17 protein-coding genes are annotated in these 19,414 nt (G+C 55.8%); 6 read left to right on the forward strand and 11 right to left on the reverse strand.

Annotated elements, in window-relative coordinates; all coding sequences use genetic code 11:
* Window positions 1-195: 195 nt before the first annotated feature.
* Complete coding sequence (locus L1D47_RS06760) at window positions 196-3,102, reverse strand: M9 family metallopeptidase (RefSeq protein ID WP_239883364.1); 2,907 nt, start codon at window positions 3,100-3,102, stop codon at window positions 196-198.
* A gap of 360 nt (window positions 3,103-3,462) precedes the next feature.
* On the opposite strand from L1D47_RS06760, the gene L1D47_RS06765 reads away from it, so the two are divergent.
* From L1D47_RS06765 to L1D47_RS06775, 3 genes are read left to right on the forward strand one after another with little or no spacing between them, the layout of a single operon-like run.
* Entirely contained in the window at window positions 3,463-4,059 is a 597-nt protein-coding gene (locus L1D47_RS06765) for a LysE family translocator (protein ID WP_239883365.1), read from the forward strand.
* 32 nt (window positions 4,060-4,091) lie between these two features.
* Window positions 4,092-4,667, forward strand: coding sequence for a DUF1415 domain-containing protein (locus L1D47_RS06770; RefSeq protein WP_345778759.1), 576 nt, complete (start codon window positions 4,092-4,094; stop codon window positions 4,665-4,667).
* 19 nt (window positions 4,668-4,686) lie between these two features.
* Window positions 4,687-5,475, forward strand: coding sequence for a ribonuclease H family protein (locus L1D47_RS06775; protein WP_239883368.1), 789 nt, complete (start codon window positions 4,687-4,689; stop codon window positions 5,473-5,475).
* A gap of 23 nt (window positions 5,476-5,498) precedes the next feature.
* On the opposite strand, the gene L1D47_RS06780 is transcribed toward L1D47_RS06775, so the two are convergent.
* Both L1D47_RS06780 and L1D47_RS06785 read right to left on the reverse strand, forming a co-directional pair.
* The gene (locus L1D47_RS06780; protein ID WP_239883369.1) at window positions 5,499-6,989 is read right to left on the reverse strand and encodes a sensor domain-containing diguanylate cyclase; all 1,491 of its coding nucleotides are present in this window, start codon (window positions 6,987-6,989) and stop codon (window positions 5,499-5,501) included.
* A gap of 196 nt (window positions 6,990-7,185) precedes the next feature.
* Entirely contained in the window at window positions 7,186-7,656 is a 471-nt protein-coding gene (locus tag L1D47_RS06785; protein ID WP_239883371.1) for an HPP family protein, read from the reverse strand.
* Between the two features lie 71 nt (window positions 7,657-7,727).
* Here L1D47_RS06785 and L1D47_RS06790 point away from each other — a divergent pair, with 71 nt between their 5' ends.
* From L1D47_RS06790 to L1D47_RS06800, 3 genes are all read left to right on the forward strand, one after another.
* Window positions 7,728-8,285 (forward strand): TetR/AcrR family transcriptional regulator, encoded by a 558-nt coding sequence (locus tag L1D47_RS06790; RefSeq protein WP_239883373.1) that lies wholly within the window; start codon window positions 7,728-7,730, stop codon window positions 8,283-8,285.
* Between the two features lie 59 nt (window positions 8,286-8,344).
* Window positions 8,345-8,773 carry an LETM1 domain-containing protein gene (locus L1D47_RS06795; protein ID WP_041511530.1) on the forward strand — a complete coding sequence of 143 codons (429 nt, stop codon included), beginning with the start codon at window positions 8,345-8,347 and terminating at the stop codon, window positions 8,771-8,773.
* 72 nt (window positions 8,774-8,845) lie between these two features.
* Complete coding sequence (locus tag L1D47_RS06800; protein WP_239883375.1) at window positions 8,846-10,207, forward strand: leucyl aminopeptidase family protein; 1,362 nt, start codon at window positions 8,846-8,848, stop codon at window positions 10,205-10,207.
* 117 nt (window positions 10,208-10,324) lie between these two features.
* Here L1D47_RS06800 and L1D47_RS06805 read toward each other — a convergent pair whose 3' ends face one another.
* The 8 genes from L1D47_RS06805 to L1D47_RS06840 all read right to left on the reverse strand — a co-directional run bounded on the left by L1D47_RS06805 (window position 10,325) and on the right by L1D47_RS06840 (window position 19,349).
* The gene (locus L1D47_RS06805) at window positions 10,325-11,920 is read right to left on the reverse strand and encodes an ABC-F family ATPase (RefSeq protein ID WP_041511532.1); all 1,596 of its coding nucleotides are present in this window, start codon (window positions 11,918-11,920) and stop codon (window positions 10,325-10,327) included.
* Window positions 11,921-12,134: 214 nt separating this feature from the next.
* Entirely contained in the window at window positions 12,135-14,186 is a 2,052-nt protein-coding gene (locus L1D47_RS06810) for a S9 family peptidase (protein WP_239883377.1), read from the reverse strand.
* Window positions 14,187-14,195: 9 nt separating this feature from the next.
* Window positions 14,196-14,453 (reverse strand): hypothetical protein, encoded by a 258-nt coding sequence (locus tag L1D47_RS06815; protein ID WP_239883379.1) that lies wholly within the window; start codon window positions 14,451-14,453, stop codon window positions 14,196-14,198.
* A 121-nt stretch (window positions 14,454-14,574) separates the two neighbouring features.
* The gene (locus L1D47_RS06820) at window positions 14,575-15,333 is read right to left on the reverse strand and encodes an SDR family oxidoreductase (RefSeq protein WP_011865472.1); all 759 of its coding nucleotides are present in this window, start codon (window positions 15,331-15,333) and stop codon (window positions 14,575-14,577) included.
* Window positions 15,334-15,337: 4 nt separating this feature from the next.
* Window positions 15,338-16,237, reverse strand: a complete 900-nt coding sequence (gene mmsB / locus L1D47_RS06825; RefSeq protein ID WP_239883385.1) for a 3-hydroxyisobutyrate dehydrogenase — start codon at window positions 16,235-16,237, stop codon at window positions 15,338-15,340.
* Between the two features lie 35 nt (window positions 16,238-16,272).
* Window positions 16,273-17,403 carry an enoyl-CoA hydratase/isomerase family protein gene (locus L1D47_RS06830; RefSeq protein WP_239883387.1) on the reverse strand — a complete coding sequence of 377 codons (1,131 nt, stop codon included), beginning with the start codon at window positions 17,401-17,403 and terminating at the stop codon, window positions 16,273-16,275.
* Entirely contained in the window at window positions 17,403-18,176 is a 774-nt protein-coding gene (locus L1D47_RS06835) for an enoyl-CoA hydratase (RefSeq protein ID WP_239883389.1), read from the reverse strand. Before L1D47_RS06835 ends, L1D47_RS06830 begins: the two co-directional genes overlap by 1 nt.
* Before the next feature lie 15 nt (window positions 18,177-18,191).
* Complete coding sequence (locus L1D47_RS06840) at window positions 18,192-19,349, reverse strand: acyl-CoA dehydrogenase family protein (RefSeq protein ID WP_239883399.1); 1,158 nt, start codon at window positions 19,347-19,349, stop codon at window positions 18,192-18,194.
* Window positions 19,350-19,414 lie beyond the last annotated feature (65 nt).

A 19,414-nucleotide genomic window follows, 5' to 3' on the forward strand; every position in this document is an offset into this window, starting at 1 on the left:
GGTTATACCAATCACAGTAAACATGTGATCGGTTATACCAATCACAGTAAACATGTGATCAGAAATAGCGCAGGAAAAACGCTTGAGAACAAAGCAGGATTTTTAGATAAGTAGTTATTCTACAATTAAAAATACTAATACAGTTATCGAGCGTTTTAACAAGCTAGAATGATCAATTATTTATTACGATTGGTATTAGTTAGCCTCTATGGTCACCACCAGGCTGGCACCGCTGCTAGAAGGCGCGCCATCGGCACTAACATAGAACCAACCTTCGGCGGGTGATTCGACACGAATATGCTCCCGGTTGCCGACATTTTCCGACTTAACCTGATAGGCCGTCGGGCTCGCCCATGTGGTGGCATTAGCATAGAGATTCAGATCGCCGCTACCATGGGCCGTGTCGATCTCGATAGCCGAGGCATTGGCCGGCACATAGAAGTAATAACTCGAATGCCCGTCGGCCACACACACCGCCTCGCCAAACTCGACCCCACCATAGCTGTATGGGCTTTGACTTAGGCAGGCATCGGCTACCTGGGGCGAACCGTTATCCGGCGCGCCGCCCGCACTTTGGCTTATCTTGAGGCTAACGCCTTCGAACGGGGTAACCGCTACTGTGGAGAGATACACCCAGCCACGATTGGCCACTACACTGATCAGCTCTTCGTTGCCGCTGTTTTGTGACTTCACCTCATAGTCGCTCGGGCTCGCCCAGGTCTGCTGGTTAAAGTAGATATCCAGATCCCCCTCGCCACCCGTGGTGCTGATGTAGAGCTGGGTATTGTCCTGCTCTACATAGGTGTAGTAGTAATTCACCCCAGTGCCCGCCACACACTCGGCCTGCTCCTGAGTGAGGTTACCGTCGCTGATAGTCGCCGCGCCGCAATGGCTCACCTCTCCGCCGCCATTGGCCGCATCGGCGTTGTCGCCTATACCATTGCCATTTTCATCGGCCCACTCGGTCGGATCGTTCGGGAAGGCATCTTCACTGTCTATGACGCCATCGCCATCGCTGTCGACCGGCGGCACCACGCCCCCTTCGAGCGGCGTGTCGTTGCTGGTCACCGTCAGCAGCCAACTGTTCCACTGGGCGTCATAGTTTGTGCCTATGGTGTTATCGATATAGCTGAGCCAGCCAGCGCTATCACCGGCACGGGCATGCACCAGCAGCGCATCGACATCGCTTCTGTGCTGCTCAAACAGGAAGCGCACGGCAAGGTAACCCCAGCGATAGACTCTGTCGGTGCCGCTATCATAGGTGTTGGCCAGGATCTCACTCAGGCTGAAGGCCTGGCTACGGCCTATGTCGATCGCCTCATCGTAGCGATTCTGATGAGAGATATATTCGGCCAGGCCCTCGGCCCACCAAACTGACTTGCCGGTATCGATATCGAAGTAGTTAAACGCGCCATAGAGGTTGAAGCGACCATCTAGATAGTGCACATATTCGTGTCTCAGGTTCCATACCAAAATGTCGTCTGTCCAGGTCGCCTCATGGGCGATGAAACGGGCCTGGTTGTTGGGAGCCGACGGTGTCCCCTCCAGATACATGCCGCCGTTATCGGTATTGATGCCGAAGATGATCCCCGCATAGGCATCATAGTCGTCATAGCTGTCGAAGATGTTGACCTGTAGATCCTCGTTATAGTCATCGACCACGGGCACCCCACCGGTCGCCAGGATCTGATGAAACAGGCCCTCTTCCTCACCCATGAGATCGCAAGAGGCTTGCAGCTCAGGGTCGGTCAGCTGCTGGGCGCGGATCTTGATGGTATCCGAGCAGCTGTAGTGAATCCCCAGTACGCTGCTCTCCAGCTCATCCTGCCAGCCACAGATCCCGAAGCTGTCACACTGACCCGGGTTGTAGTCATCCAGATAGCCGGCGCCATCGGCCCACTGCTTCGACAGACGGGTGAACTTAGCCATATATTGCTGCACACCCGTGTTAAGGCTGGTTTTAAGGCTTTCGGGAAGCTGCCAGTAGGACTGATACTCATAGAATCGGCCAAACTCGTGGAAGGCATCGGTCGACTCGAAGGCATAGCTTGAGTTGATGATATAGTCTGAGGTCGCCACCTTAAGCAGCGCCTGACGCAGGTCGTCAAACTCCATGGCGGCCTTGGTATAAGTCTCGTTCCAGCTGCCACGATAGAGGGTGGTCAGCGCCTTGGTCAGCGCCGTCCTGTGATACCAAGAGGCCAGGTGCTGCTCGCTGAATCGATTGAGGTAGTCGGTGATCACCGCCGCCGAATCATAATAGTTATAGGAGCTGTCCCAGGCGATAAAATACTCCTGCAACGTGTTGCCCTGCATGTCGCTCAGGCTGTTAAAGACCGGGTTCTTGGCATATTCCAGCAACAGGTCGCGCATGGCATTGCTGGCACGACTGTCGCCATAGTTAAGGCTGTCGTTGTAATACTCTATGTAGAAGGCGCCGCGCAGAAAATAGAACAGGTTAAGAAATTCACTGCCCGTGCTACTGTCGTAGCTGGCCGCGTCTGCCTTGGCCAAGTTCGCCACCGCCACCACATTGTCCGCCTGATAGACCTTGACCGCGGTGGCATCGTTACGGGAATAGAGCGCGGAGATGCAGGAAAACTCCGCCTGACGCACAAAGTCATACAGCGCCTGGCCGCTTAGGTTATCGAACTGACTGTAACCGTTACAGGGATCGGCCTCCGCCGCTGGCCCCTTGGCTCCCTGGTTGCCTTGCATACCCATTAGCCCCAAGCTGCCCTGCATACCCATTGGCCCCGAGCCGCCCTCCACTCCGTGCTCGCTGATCTTATCGGCATTTTGAGGGCTGGCTTTCTTAAGTACCGAGGGCGCTTGCTCGCCGACGACAACATCCCGTGCGCCAGCGGGCTGAGGCGCCGCCTTGTCAGCGGCATGAATGGCGCGAGCCCTATTCTTACCTTGGTTGCTTGGCGACTGCTGCGCCTTAAGCGGAGCGGCTTGAGTCGGCGGCGCTAGCTTTGCCGAGTGCGAGTCTTGGGCTTGAAGCGCCCAGGGTGTGGCCAGCAGCGAACAGGCCAGGGCGAGCGCCGTGGGCGTGAAGCGGCTTGCATGCGCGCCGCGGGCTAAATTGTTGATTGTCATAGTGGTTGTCATAGTAGGTGGTCTCCAGACCGACAGGCCCATTAAGGCCTGACATTACTCAGGTTGATGAGACTCGACTCACCTTCTTCGAGGCGTCCTGCCGAGCGATTAGCACATCCTTGTTAACCTAGAGCTAACAATTTATGGCAATACTGTTATATTTTATACAATATATTATTGCAAGTGCTCAGCAGGAGATTTACTTTAGCAAAGTGCAAATTACCTAGGGAGTAATCTGACAAAGTCAATTTTCACAGTGAGTTATAACGAAATTTAGATAATGAAAAAAATTTGCTGGTCAGCAGAGACGCCGCCTGAGATCATAGCGATTCGACTCATCACCCGAGAGACACGCCGTTAATGGAACTGGTTTTCGCCATCGCCCTGTTTGCCTTCTCCTCTGGCATCACCCCAGGCCCCAACAACATCATGTTGATGACCTCTGGGGCAAACTTTGGCATCCGCCTGAGCCTGCCCCACCTGGCGGGGATCTGCATCGGCTTTCCCTGTATGGTGCTGGCCATCGGCCTGGGACTGAGCGCCGTGTTTCAGACTTATCCCCTGTTGCACCTGGTCATCAAGTATGTCGGCATCGCTTATCTGCTCTATCTGGCGTGGCTGATCGCCAACAGCAGCAGTCGTATGGAGGGGAAACAGACGGCAAAACCGCTCTCTTTTCTGCAGGCCGCAGCCTTTCAATGGGTCAACCCTAAGGGCTGGATCATGGCCGTCGGCGCCATCGCCACCTATACGGTGATGGACAAGCCGCTCAACCCCCAGGTGCTCACCATCGCCAGCGTCTTCCTGAGTGTGGCCCTGCCCTGTGCCTTGGTATGGCTGGGGTTTGGGGTAGCGCTCAAGCGACTACTTAAGCATCAACGCCAGCAAAAAGCCTTTAACATCACCATGGCGCTCTTGCTTGTGGCCTCTATCATCCCTATGATCGCTCCTCAATAACTCATACAAAAACCACATCATACGGAGCAGCCGTGGCAGCGACAGAGTGCAATCACAACGCCGAAGATAGAGGCGTCGCCTTAGCCACCCAGAATTGGGTCGAGAAGGTGATCATGAAATACAATATTTGCCCCTTCGCCCGCCGAGAAGTGGAGCGCAACACCATACGCTACAGGGTGGCCGAGCAGCATCAGCTGGAGGCCGTGTTAAACGAGCTGATCAACGAATGCCACTACCTCGAGGAGCATCCGCAAACCGAGACCACGCTGTTTATTCTGCCGCGTGGCTTCGAGGGGTTTTATCAGTACCTGGATCTCGTGGATATCGCCGATGCCCTGCTGATCGATCAGGGTTTCGAAGGGGTATTCCAGCTGGCCAGCTTCCACCCCGACTACTGCTTCGAGGGCGAAGAGTCATCCAGCGCCGCCAACTACACCAACCGCGCGCCCTATCCCACCTTGCATATCATACGTGAGGCCAGTATGGAGCGTGCGCTAGCCGACTATGACGACCCAGAGTCGATCCCCGAGCGCAACATCGCCTTCGCCGAACGTAAGGGCGAGGCCTTCTTCGTCAAGCTGCTACAAAGCTGCAAACAGGCCGATTAATTCAAGGGAAGAGCATCCGATGGCAAGCAAATATTATGTGGTGTGGGCGGGACGCGAGACAGGCATATTCACCAGTTGGCCCCAGACCAAGGCCTTGGTCGACGGCTTTGCCGGCGCGCGCTACAAATCCTTTAAGACACAGGCCGAAGCCGAGGCCGCCTTTAAGGGCGGACAGAGTAAGGCCACCAGTGCAAAATCGGCCTCCTACAAGGCCAGTTCAACAGCCAACTCAACAAAAAGTAAGCCAACATCGAGCGCGAGCAGTCTGCAAAGCACGAGCGAACATCCCGACAGCGATATCGATATCTATACCGACGGCGGCTGTGAGCCCAACCCCGGTGAGGCCGGTTCTGGTCTGGCACTCTATCGCCAAGGCGAGTTGGCCGAGCTCTGGTATGGACTCTATCACCCCATGGGCACCAACAACACCGCGGAGCTCAACGCCCTGCATCAGGCGCTGTTGATGGCAAAGCATTATTTGCAGCAGGGGCTCAGCGTGCATATTCACAGCGACTCCCAATATGCCATCAAGTGTATCTCTGTGTGGGCCTATGGCTGGAAGGCCAACGGCTGGCGTCGCAAGACGGGGGAGATCGCCAACTTAAGCGTGATCCAGGAGGCCCACGCGCTTTACGATAGCTTAAAGGCCAAGCTGAAACTCAGTCATGTGGCGGCCCATGTGGGCATCGAGGGGAATGAGCTGGCCGATCGCATGTCTATCTACACCCTGGAAACCAAACAAGCCCAATTCTGTCGCTACCAGGAGCCGCTGGATATCCCAGCCCTGCTGGCGCTGCGCGCCGGATAGCCATATTGCTCTAAGCGGTCGTTTTAAATCACGACCACACAGTCGCGGCCACTCTCCTTGGCGCGGTAGAGTGCCTGATCGGCATGATTAAACAGGCACTCCTTGTTATCATCGCGGCAATAGACAGACACCCCGGCGCTTAAGGTTATGGCAACGGGGAAGTCGCTCTCTAGGCTGCGGCGCTTCACCTCTTCTCTGAGCTTATCGGCAAAGTGCAAGGCGCCGTCTCTGTCTGTGTCCTCCAGGATGATCACAAACTCCTCGCCCCCCCAGCGGCCGACAAAGTCGGTCTTACGCACGGCATCGCTGAAGATCTTGGCCACTCGCTGCAACACATCGTCCCCCACCAGGTGACCATGTTTATCATTGACCGATTTGAAGTGATCGATATCGAAGATACACACGGCGAGCGGGGTCTGCTGACGATTGCTGCGACTGACGGCCGCCGACAGCTGGCGGTTGATGGCACGTCGATTGGCGACCTTAGTGAGTGGGTCGGTATTGGCCTGGGACTTATATTGCATCTCGTCGCTGAGATCTTTGATCACTACAATGCTGTGCTTCTCATCCCCCACCCCATAGGTGGCGATGGAGATGCTGGCGGGAAACACGTCGCCATTGAGCTTCTTGCCGTAGAAGATGGTATTGCGTTGAGACATGGGCTGTACCCTGTCGGACTTTTGAAACTCCAGGCGCAGCTTCTTATGTTTCTCCTTAGTGCCGCTGGGCACCAGATCGTCCACATTAATCCTGTTCAGCGCCCGCTTAGAGAAGCCAAATAGGCGCATGGTCTCGCGATTGGCTGAGATGATGGTGCCGTGCTCATCGACCGAAAAGATGGCGTTAGGCGCGCAGCTAAAGATCACCTCGAGATCCTTAAGCTTAATCGCCAGTCGTTTGTTGACATAACGAATAAAACTAAACACCAGGATGCTCACCAACACTAAGGCGCAGAGGATCACCAGCAGCATCTGATTCACCCTCTGGTGGGCGCTGTCGGCATGGGCAAAAAGCTGATTAGGGCGCTGGGCATGACTGGCAAGTATGGTCTCTATCGCCGCTATTGCCGGGGCATCCTCGACCCTGACCACGGCGTCGATCGCCTCCGCCGACTGCTTTTCCTCCAGCATATGCCTCAGACGTGGCAGGTTGTTACGGTACTGACTCACCACAGACTGTATGGCTCTTACCTCGGCCTCATGCTCAGGCGAGTGTTGCAGGTACTTTTGCAGCGAGTCTAACCCGACTTCAATCTCGGTTTCGGCCCTTCTCAGGTAACTTAAGTCCCGGCGAATCACCGCATTCTTAAAGTCATGAATAAAGCCGCCATAACCCAAGGCCACCATGGCGTCATTGAAATAGGCGGTCTTTTCCAGGGCCTCATAGGTATGGCGTTTCCAATCCTGCTGAGACTGATTGATGCTGGCCATCAGAATATAGAAGGCCGCCACAAGAAAGACGACATACAAGATGGCCAGACTAAAGATTTTGAACGGCTTAAATGGGTGACGCATTCACTCTTCATCCTTTTGCCAAGCAACCCGCGCTGACACGCTCATCCCTAACGAGCCTGGGTACACTCAGCCCCACCCAAGCTCGACGTCAGGCCCGAACCACTCACTGCTCACGAATGAAAAGTATAGTCTATACCAATCTAGCCTACTGAAATTACGCACAAAAGTTGTAACAAGTAGGATTCATAAGAAAAAACTAGTCCAGTGCCGCACGCTGTTGCCGTTCGAGACGCTTGTGCATCAGGGCGATAAGCTTACCCACAGCCACGATAATCAAGGCGCCGGATAACACGGGCGAGATCAGAAAATCCCAGTCCTGACCCGTCAACATCACTAGCAGCGGCGTGGCACCTGCCGGTGGGTGAGTCGTCTTGGTCAGCAGCATGCCACTGACCGCGAGGCCTGCCGCCAGCGCCAGGGTCAGCGGGGTCACGCCGACGAAATGGACGAAATAGAGGCCGATGGCGCAGGTCAACAGGTGACCGAAAATCACATTCTTCGGCTGAGCCAGGGGGCTGTCCGGCCCCCCAAACACCAATACCGCGGTGGCGCCGAAGGGCACCATGAGCAACACAATCTCCGACTGCAAGGTTTCCGCGAAGGATAATAGCCCTATGGCTAAGGCGGCGCCCAGGCCGGAGATTAACGCAAATGCCAGTTTATTCATCTTGATCTTTTTACTCCCTGATGTAGACAAGTCTGTCTACCAATATCAAGATATAAAAAAGCGAGGAAAAAATGACAGATAAGAGACAACTGCTAATCGACACCGCCCTCAGCCTCTTTACCGAGCGGGGCATCAATCTGGTGGGGATCAACGAGGTGCTTAAGGTATCAGGGGTCGCCAAGAAGACCCTGTACCATCACTTCAGCAGTAAAGAAGCCTTGATCGTGGCGGTACTGGAGACACGCCACCAGATCTTCATCCACTGGCTGGAGGAGCGATTGGCACAGGCGCAGGACGATCTTAGCCTGATCGACGCGCTGTTTAGCGCACTGGATGACTGGTTCAACGACCGCGTGCCGCAACTGAGCCAGTTTCACGGCTGCCTGTTTATCAACTCGGCCATCGAATGTGGCGACTGTCGCTGCCAGGTGTCACGCTTCGCCAAGTTTCACAAACAGGCCGTCAGAGAGTTGATTGAGCAGCGTCTTAGCCAGCCAAATGAGGCCCTGATGGATCTGATCTGCCTGATGAAAGAAGGGGCCATCGTCTCTGCCATGGTGAGCCAGGACAAGGCCGCCGCTCTTCGCAGCCAGGCCCTCTTGAAACGACTGGCACCCTCCCTTATTTAGGCATAAAAGTGCGTCAGGAAAAGATAGGTCTTAAGCTGGGCTTGTGAGACAATCGCGCCATGAAAATTTATCGTAAATTACACAAGGCCCCCTTCAGGGTGCTGCGCATCAGTCGCCGCCGCTTCGGTCTGCGTTTAAAACGTGACATGTTGGTGCTTAAAGATGCCCTGGCCCAGGAGAAACAGGAGACCAAGGATATGCTGGTCGCCTATGGCCGCTACACCCGCAAGCAGGCCAGCAAGGAAGAACTGCGACTGGCCAACCAGCAACTGGCAGACCTCATCAAGGGCCTGGGCCTTGGCGTGTTTGCCGTGCTGCCCTTTGCCCCCATCACCATCCCCGTGGTCGTCAAACTGGGTAAGCTGGTCGGCGTCGAGGTACTCCCCAGCTCCTTTAACAATCTCTCCGAGCGCAAGGCCCAGCTGAGCCGTGAAGCCCAGGCCAACAAGCGTGCCCTGGAGGCTGTCGAAAAAGCCAGCAACGAATAAGGCGCCGCTTTCACCGACAGGGGCTAACATGCTAATCTAAGTTGAATTTTGACCTCAACAAGATGATGCCCAATGACTCAATTACTCCTCTCTGGTTCCGAAGGGATCCCACTGACGCTGCTGGCGGCAAGTGGCTACAACGACTGGCTAAACAGCCAGGAAAAACCGGTACAAAACTGGCTTTCAAGCACCCAATATCAAGGCAAAGGCCTGAGCCTGATCCCAGGCAGTGACGGCGCCCTCAGTCAGGTGCTATTTGTCACCGAGAACAAAGACTCCCACTGGATGTGTGGCGATCTGGTCAACGAGCTACCAGAGGGCCAGTACCTGCTCGACAGCGACAGCCAGACCTGCAAGCTGGCGGCCTTTAGCTGGGCCATGGGCGCCTACAAGTTCGACCGCTACAAGGCTTACGAAAAGGTTTACCCTCAACTGGTGCTGCGTGACGCCGAGCTGGTTGAGCAGACACTTAAGATGGTGCGCTCGGTCGCTATCGTGCGCGATCTGGTCAACACCCCTGCCGCCGATATGATGCCACAGCACCTGGGCGAAACCATGGAGTCACTGGCGGCCGAGTTTGGCGCCAAGGTCACCCAGATCGTCGGCGACGACCTGCTGACCCACAACTACCCCACTATCCACATGGTTGGCCGCGCCAGCCATAACGCGCCGCGCCTCATCGACCTTACCTGGGGTGATGAAGATGCCCCTAAGGTGACTCTGGTCGGTAAAGGCGTCTGTTTCGACTCGGGCGGCCTGGACCTTAAACCAGGTGCCGGCATGCGCCTGATGAAGAAAGATATGGGCGGCGCCGCACATGTTATCGGTCTGGCCCATCAGATCATGGCCGCCAAGCTGCCGGTGCGCCTGCGCGTATTGGTGCCTGCGGTAGAAAACGCCGTCTCGGCGAACGCCTTCCGTCCTGGCGATGTGATCACCACCCGCAAGGGCCTCACGGTTGAGATAGACAATACTGACGCCGAAGGCCGTCTGGTGCTGTGTGATGCCCTGGCCGAGGCCAACAGCGACAAGCCTGAGCTGCTGATCGATTTTGCCACCCTGACAGGTGCCATGCGTATCGCCCTGGGCACTGAGCTGCCTGGCTTCTTCAGCAACGACGATGACGTCGCCGCGGGCATCACCGCCTCAGGCCTGAACGTTGAAGATCCTGTATGGCGCATGCCGCTGCACAAGCCCTATTTCGAGCTGACCGGCAGCGATATCGCCGATCTGGCCAACTGCGGCAAGGTGCCTTTTGGCGGAGCCATCACGGCGGCGCTTTACTTGGAAGCCTTCGTCGATGAGGAGATCAGCTGGACCCATTTCGACGTCATGGCCTGGAACACCCGCAAGCTACCGGGTCGCCCCATCGGCGGTGAGGCATTCGGCATCCGCGCCGTGTTCGACTACCTAGCAGAGCGCTTCGGCAAGTAACGTCCACTCTAATCGCGCTCTAGTCGTGCTCTAGTCGCACTCTCAGTGACTAGAGTGAGATCAAAAAAGCCCGAGCTATGACTCGGGCTTTTTATTTAGAAACCTCTAACGGCGTTATTACTCTTCGACGCCCTTGCTGCGCAGGAACTCATCATAGCTTCCCTTGAAGTCGTTCACGCCCTGCGGGGTGATCTCTATGATACGAGTCGCCAGTGAAGACACGAAGGCGCGGTCATGGCTGACAAAGATCAGCGTGCCCTGGTACATCTCGAGCGCGTTGTTGAGTGACTCGATCGATTCCATATCCAAGTGGTTGGTTGGCTCGTCCATCACCAGAATGTTCGGCTTTTGCATGATCAGCTTACCAAACAGCATACGGCCCTTCTCACCACCCGAAAGCACGCGTACCGACTTCTTGATGTCGTCGGCGCTAAACAGCATGCGACCTAGGTAGCCACGCACGCTCTGATCGTCATCTTCCGGTTTACGCCACTGACTCATCCACTCAAACAGTGTCATGTCGTTTTCGAAATCGGCTTCGTGATCCTGAGCATAGTAACCAATGGATGAGTTTTCAGACCATTGAATGGTACCTGTGTCCTGAGGGATGTCGTGGATCAGGGTACGCAGCATGGTAGTCTTACCCACACCGTTTTCACCCAGCACGGCGATACGCTCGCCCACTTCGGCGATCAGGTTAAAATCTTTAAACAGCGGGCCTTCGTCATATCCCTTAGAGAGATCCTCAACCACCAAGGCGTTACGGAAGAGTTTCTTCTCTTGCTCGAAACGGATGAAGGGGTTAACACGGCTAGAGGCCTTAACCTCATCAAGCTTGATCTTCTCGATCTGCTTGGCACGAGAGGTCGCCTGTTTCGCCTTAGAGGCGTTAGCCGAGAAGCGCGCCACGAAGCCCTGTAGCTCGGCGATCTGCGCCTTCTTCTTGGCGTTGTCAGACAACAGACGCTCGCGAGCCTGGGTCGCCGCCGTCATATATTCATCATAGTTACCCGGATAGATGCGCAGCTCACCATAGTCGAGATCCGCCATATGGGTACACACAGAGTTGAGGAAGTATCTGTCGTGCGAGATGATGATCATTGTGCTGTTACGCTGGTTAAGCATCTCTTGCAGCCAGCGGATGGTGTCGATATCCAGGTTGTTGGTCGGTTCGTCGAGCAGCAGCACATCGGGATCGCTAAACAGCGCCTGAGCCAGCAGCACACGCAGCTTGAAACCAGGGGCAATTTCGCTCATCAGGCCGAAGTGTTGCTCCAGTGGAATACCCACACCCAACAGCAGTTCACCGGCGCGGCTTTCGGCGGTGTAACCGTCCATCTCGGCAAACTCCATCTCAAGCTCGGCCACCTTGATACCATCTTCTTCGCTCATCTCAGGTAGCGAATAGATGCGGTCACGCTCTTGCTTCACCTTCCACAGCTCGGTATGGCCCATGATCACGGTATCGACCACGTTAAACTCTTCGTAACCAAACTGGTTCTGACTCAGCTTACCCAGGCGCTCGTTCACATCCAGAGAGACGTTGCCCGATGTTGGCTCGAGTTCACCGCCAAGGATCTTCATGAAGGTTGATTTACCACAACCGTTGGCACCGATAAGGCCGTAGCGGTTACCGCCGCCAAATTTTACTGAGATGTTTTCAAACAGCGGCTTAGAGCCAAACTGCATGGTGATGTTAGCTGTCGTGATCAATGTGAAATTCCGAAAATAGTAGTTAAGCGAAGTGACGCCTGTTTGAGTCTAGTACCCAGCCTCAACAAACACCCTATCGGCTGCCGATGACAAGCTGATGAAAAACTGCGCTAAAGGGATATTTTAAAGCGCGCTACTATAGCCACTTTGGGGCATTTTATCAACTTAAGCGGGCGATTTTCCGCCGCTAACATGGGTGAAAACGGCGGTGCTCTTATTGCGCCAGGGCAGATGCGTTGTCTATAGCTAATCGGGTCTGTTCATCAACAGGCATAAAGCCAAACACCTGACTGTAGAACGATAATTCTGCGTTGAGCGCGGCGATACGATTCAGGGGTTTCTTCACCCCATGGCCCTCATCATCAAATTCCAGATAGGCCACAGGCACGCCGCGCCCCTTGAGGGAGGTGTAGATGGCCTCTGACTGACTCGCCGGCACGATAGGGTCTTTCGCGCCCTGCACCAGCAGCAGCGGCACCTTGAGGTCGTCCAGATGATAAAGGGGCGATCGCTGGCGATACAGAGGAGAATTAGGCGTTAGCTCGCCCACCAGATGATGCAGGTAACCCTGCTCAAACTTATGGGTTTCTCTCTCCAGCGCCTCGAGATCGCTGATCCCCGAATAGACCACGCCGGCCTTAAAGGTCTGGTAGAAGGCCAGCGCCGACAGCACGCTGAAGCCGCCGGCACTCATGCCACGAATGGCCACCTTATCCGCATCGACCCAGCCCCTGTCAGTCAGATATTCGGCCGCCTCGATGGAATCTTCCACCTCTGCCCGGCCCCACAAACCATAGAGGCTCTGACGATAGGCCCGGCCAAAACCCGAGCTGCCGCGATAATTGACATCCAGCACGGCAAAGCCACGACTGGTCCAAAATTGAATGTCGCGGCGAAAACTCAGGCTGGCCTGCCAGGTCGGGCCGCCGTGCAGCATGACGATCAAGGGCGGACGCTGGTCGTTTGGCGCAATATACTCTGGATTCATGGGACCATAAAAGTAGCCATAGACGGGCAGTCCACTGATGTCGGAGATAAACTGAATCGGCTCGGCGCGGGAGATATAGCGGGGATCCAGCGCCGTGACCTTAGGCGCATACACCAGCTCGACGCCCCGGCCGCGAATGCGATAGATCCCCTTCTCCGGCGTTGTCTTGCTGCCGATGAAATAGATGCCGTCCGGCCCCTTGACCAGCTGTTTCACCTCGGCAAATTCGGCGGCGATCGACTCTGTGACCCCAAGTTTCATATAGAAGCGCAGCAAATCAGTCTTACCTTCATGCTGCACGCTGACGATCAGTTGATCCTCTGTCTCAAATGCATAGCTGTGATTACCCAGCTGCCAATCTGGCTTGGCAAACTCCCCCGCCAGCTCGAGCACAGCTTCGGCCTTGCCCTCGGGCGTTACCCGATAGAGGTTCCACCAGTTATTGAAATCGGCCACCACAAAGAGCTCGCCACTTGGGCTGTAAACAGGCTGAGTAATCGCGCCTTGCAAATCGTTCAGCAGTCGTCTCGGCTGCGTGATGCCGCCCTTAGGGTCGAGATCGGCCACCCAGAGCTCGGTATTGTCCCAGGGCATGTTGGGCTGTTGCCAGCTGATCCAGGTCAGCTGACGATTATCCGGTGAGACCCGCGGCGCGGCGTAGAAGTCGCTGCCGCTGACCAGGGTCTCGCCTTCGTTTTCAAAGTTGAGGTTTAAGGCCACTATGCTGGCGGTGGGCTCGCCCGTCTGGCGGTGATCTTCGCGCACACAGATAATCCGTGAGCCCTTAGGGTAAGAGACACAATCGGCGTGGCGAGTATTAATAGGAGTTAAGACCACAGGCGCCTGATTGGGGGCGATACGGTATAGGCGCTGATCGTCGCGCTTCACCGCAAATAATGTACTGCCTATGGCCAGCATAGGCGCACCACCATACTCATGCACCCGGCTTTTCACATCGAATTCGGGATTGATGATACGTGTCACCTCACCCTCTGGAGTAAGCTTATTGACCCCCACCTTACCGCCGTGACTGGCGTCGTTCTGGGTGAAATAGAGGCCGCCCTCTATGGGTCGCAGCACGCCAAAGCTGTCTGAGGGGGCGTAGACCTGTTTGGCCGAGAGCACTGAATGCCAGCTGCCGTAGTCGGCGATAAGCCTGCCGCTACGCTTATCACGAGGCAGCTCGAGAGTCTCCACCCGAAAAAGATGCATCACAAGCATGACGGCCACGGCCACCATTACCAGCACCAGAATCAGTTTTTTGAACCGCCGCGTCATAAACTTAGTTCACTTGAATTTACGCCAAAAGAATAACTTACGTCGCAACCACAGAAGCGTGAGCCTCTGCTTCTCTGCGCTCAGGCCAAAGTAGATGCACAGCCAGGGGGAGATCAGAATATACCAGGGTAAGAAACTGGCCGAAGACTGAGTAACCAGCAGAAAGAAGAAGCCCGTGTAGATCACCACCACCCCAAGGACACCCACAATCAACATCAGCGTCTTGGTTGCTTGTTCAAACCATATCATCTTTCTTTTCTTACTCATAAGGTTAGATTACATCAAGTGGCGCACCTTCGCACATTGCAATTTCCCACAATGATTAGGGATAGGGGCCACCATAAAAAAACGGGCACTGGGCCCGTTTTGCACTGGGATAAGCCAGCGATTAGATGCGGATACCACCGTCGATCTCGAACACACGACCGTTGACATAGTCGTTTTCGATGATGAACTTAACGGTAGAGGCGATTTCGCTTGCCTGGCCCAGACGTCCAACCGGTACCATCTTCTCAAGACGCTCTAGCGCCTCAGGCTTCATGGCCGCCGTCATCTCTGTCTCGATCACACCCGGCGCAACCGCTGCACTACGAATGTTGTAGCGCGCCAGCTCCTTCGCCCAACCCACAGACATGGCTGCAACGCCCGCCTTAGAGGCCGCGTAGTTGGTCTGGCCGATATTGCCCGCCTTCGCCAGGCTAGAGATGTTGACGATCACACCTTGCTGCTTCGAGGTGATCATGGCCGCCGCCGCTTCACGACCGCAGAGGAATGACCCCGTCAGGTTAACATTGATCACCGCCTGGAACTGCGCCAGCGACATGCGATCTGTTACCTCACCCTCTTTGGCCTTCACCAACATGCCGTCGAGCAGGATACCCGCGTTGTTGACCAGCACGTTGACCTGGCCGAAATCTTCGAGGATGTAACCGAAACCCGCTACCACATCTTCTTCATCTGTGATGTCGAAGGCGTAGCCTTGCACCTCGGTGGTATCGCCGATATCGGCACAGGCGCGCTCTAACTTCTCCTGATCCACATCGATAAGCGCCAACTTGGCACCCGCAGCGGCAAGTTCTTGTGCCATCGCAAAACCTAAACCACCGGCACCACCTGTGATGACTACAACCTTATCTTTTAAATCCATCAACTTACCCTTTTTTATTAAACTGCTCAAAAATACTGGAGAAATCACGCTTACCATTTCCCTGACGGGCATGATTCACGTACAGGCTACGGGCCAAGGCGCCCATCGGGGTGCTCGAATTAGAGAGCAGGGCCGCCTCCTGGGACAGACCTAAGTCTTTCACCATGAGATCAACCATAAATCCACCCTGGTAACCATTTGATGATGGCACGTTTTCCATCACATCTGGACAAGGATTATATTTATCTAGCGTCCAATTACCACCACTACTGACCTTCATGATCTCAGAAAGCACCTTAGGATCCAGTCCATGGTCTATCCCCATCTGGATTGACTCGCTGGTGCCAACCATGAGCACAGACAGCAGCATGTTGTTACAGATCTTGGCCACCTGACCGGCACCCGGGCCGCCGGCATGGAAGATATTGGCACCCATCACGTTAAGCACGCCTTGGGCCTGCTCGAAGGCGGCATCGCTGCCGCCGCAGATAAAGGTCAGGGTGCCGGCCGCCGCACCTGCAGTGCCGCCCGATACCGGCGCATCGATAAATTCGAGTCCCTTGGCCTTGGCCTGCTCGGCGACGAAACGTGCACTCTCGGCGTCTATGGTAGAACAATCGATAAACAGGGTGCCATCGGCCACTACGTCGATGATCCCCTTATTCTGTTCGTCTCCTAGGTAGAGACTGCGAACATGCTTACCCGCAGGCAACATGGTGATCACCACATCGGCCGCAGCCGCCGCGGCGCAGGCGCTGGGTGCCTGCATGGCCCCCTGCTCGACCACATGGTTCAGGGCCGCCTGAGAGAGATCGAAGGCCTTGACCGTATAGCCAGCCTTCACCAGGTTGACCGCCATAGGGCCACCCATGTTACCTAATCCGATAAATGCAACTGTATTCATGTTTTGCTCCTTTTCCTCAGGCTTTGCCTGAAAAATTATTGGCCTAAGGTGCGCAGTGGATCGTTTTGCGGATCCCATGGCGAGGTCATCAGTGACTTGACCATCTCTTGAGGCACCACCTCGACGGTCTCATATAACCAGTTTGGCTGACGGTCTTTGTCGATAAGCAACGCTCTAACCCCTTCGGCAAAATCGCCGATAGCGCAGCAGTTACAGCTTAATCCCAATTCCAGTTGGAACACCTGGCTCAGACTTAGCTCAGTCCCCAGCAGGGACTGCTGATACACCAGGTGCAGACTCAGCGGGCTGCCGGCCAGCATAGTGCTGAGGGCGCGCGCCAGCCAAGGCTCGGCATCTTCTACCGCCTTCACCCTGGTCATGATATCGTTAAGCTCACCCGCCATCAGGACATCGATCTCGCCTTGATGCTGCTCGAGAATGCTCTCGCCCATGGGCTCGGCGCAGCGGCTCGACATCGCCTCCAGCAGGGCGTTTAGCTTGCCGTGGTTGGCACAGACATCGCTCTCCCAATCGATGCTTGAAAGCGCGTCAAACAGCGGCTGCTTGTCGGCCGAGTTGAGGTAATGATTACCCAGGCCCACGTAAAAGGCGTCGGCGCCATCCATGTTGTAGGCGGTCATGCCCAAGAAACGCCCCATATGACCCGGCATACGGTTGAGGAAATAGCTACCGCCCACGTCGGGATAGAGGCCTATGGTCACCTCTGGCATGGCGATACGCGAACGCTCAGTCACCACGCGGTGGCTGGCACCGGCCATCAGGCCCAGACCGCCACCCATGACGATGCCGTCGCCCCATACCAAGACTGGCTTGTCGAAGGTATGCAGCAGATGATCGAGGAAATACTCTCGGGTAAAGAAGTCCTGGGTCACCTCAGGGATCTCACCGGACAACTCACGGGCCGCCTGATAGAGGGCGCGTACATCGCCACCAGCGCAGAAGGCCTTCTCGCCCGCACCGTCCAGCACCACCATGGCGATGGCGTCATCGTCGGCCCAGGCGGTCAGCTGAGTAGTCAGCGCGCGCACCATATCCATGTTGAGGGCGTTGAGCGCCTTCTCCATGTTGAGGGTCGCAACGCCCACCAGCTTGCCCGAGAGGGTGCCTAAGGTCTGAAAGACCACACAATTTGTCTGTTCAGTCATTAGCGATTCTTCCAGTTTGCTTTGCGCTTCTCCAGGAAGGCGTTAACCCCTTCAGCTTGATCTTCTGTGTCGAACAGGCCGACAAACAGCTCACGCTCTAGCGGCAGGGCCTGGGTGCGCGGCATGGCGCGGCCAGATTGGATCAGCTGCTTACATACTGTCACGCTGCTTGGGCTCTGATTAGCCACCTTCTCGGCCAGCGCCATGGCGGCATCTAAGGCTTGACCCTTTTCGACCACCTCTTCGATAAGCCCTATGCTGAGCGCCTTGTCGGCGTTCACCCGCTCGCCGCACAAGATCATGCGCTTGGCCCAGCCCTCACCTACCATGGCGGTGAGGTTTTGGGTGCCGCCGGCACAAGGCAGCAGGCCGACAGTGGCTTCAGGCAGCGCCATCACGGCCTGCGCCTCGGCGATGCGGATATCACAGGCCAGGGCAACCTCCAGGCCGCCGCCCATGGCGTAACCATTGATAGCCGCAATAGAGACGCCGCGAAATGCGCTCAGCGTCTCGAAGGCCTCGCCAAAATGTTTTGCCATGGTGGCCGCGTTACCCTTGTTACCGTCGGCAAACAGCTTGAGATCGGCGCCGGCGCTGAAAAACTTCTCGCCTTCCCCTGTCAGTACCAGGGCATAGATCTCCTTGTTGGCGTTAAGCTCGGTCACCTTCTGCTTGAGTAGCGCCAGGCTATCGGCCGTCCAAGTATTGGCTGGAGGGTTGTTCATGGTCAGTACGGCGGTATGGCCGATGATCTGTTCAACTATCGCTGTCATCTTTGTTCTCCCTGACTATAAGATTGGGCTGGCGTTTTCGTCGAGTAGACGGCGGGCGATGATGAGACGCATGATCTCATTGGTGCCCTCTAGGATCTGGTGGACGCGCACGTCGCGGAAGTGACGCTCAAGCGGGTATTCGCGGATATAGCCATAGCCACCGTGTAGCTGCAGCGCGCTGTCACACACCTTGAAGCCTACGTCGGTGGCAAAGCGTTTAGCCATGGCGCAGTAGGCGGTCGCCTCTGGATCGCCAGAGTCGAGTTTGAAGGCGGCCAGACGCACCATCTGACGGGCGGCCACCAGCTCGGTTGCCATATCGGCCAGCTTAAATTGCAGCGCCTGGAAGGCGGCAATCGGCTTACCAAACTGCTGACGCTCGTTCATATATTGCTGGGCACGCTCCAGCGCTGCCTGAGCGGTACCGACCGAGCAGGTCGCGATGTTGATACGACCACCGTCGAGCCCCTTCATGGCGAAGGTAAAGCCCTGGCCCTCTTCACCCAGGAGGTTAGTCACTGGCACGCGCACCTTGTCGAAGGTGATCTCGCGAGTCGGCTGGGCGTTCCAGCCCATCTTGTCTTCCGCCTTGCCGTAGCTGATGCCCGCGGCATCGGCTGGAATAGCAATCGCCGAGATCCCCTTAGGGCCGGCGCCGCCTGTGCGGCACATGACGACCAATAGCTCGGTAGAGCCTGCACCCGAGATAAACATCTTGGCACCTGAGATCACATACTCGTCGCCTTCGCGCACCGCCTTGGTCTTGAGTGATGCCGCATCGCTGCCCGCACCCGCCTCGGTCAAGCAGTATGAGGCCAGCTTGTTACCTGTGGTCAGCGCCTCAGACCACTCATCACGCAGTGTCTGAGAACCGAAGCTGGTCACCATCCAGGTGGCCATGTTGTGAATCGTCAGCATGGCGGTGGTGGCGGTACAGCCCATGGCGAGCTGCTCGAAAATAATGGAAGAGTCCAGACGCGACAGGCCCATGCCCCCTTCCGACTCGGGCGAGTAGAGTGAGCAGAAGCCCAGCTCACCGGCCTTTTGAATCACGTCTTTGGGAAAATGATGTTCTTCATCCCACTTGGCGGCAAAGGGTGCCAGCTCTTCCTGGGCAAATTGGGTAGCCAGTTCGGCAAACTGACGTTGGTCGTCATTCAGATTAAAATCCATCTGATCTCTCCTTTCGCGCCTTTGTATTTGCCTTAGTCGGCTTATTTATGGCGGCGCGTTAACTT

Origin of the sequence: Shewanella sp. Isolate7 (genome assembly GCF_022398425.1) — a bacterium.
GTDB lineage: Bacteria > Pseudomonadota > Gammaproteobacteria > Enterobacterales > Shewanellaceae > Shewanella.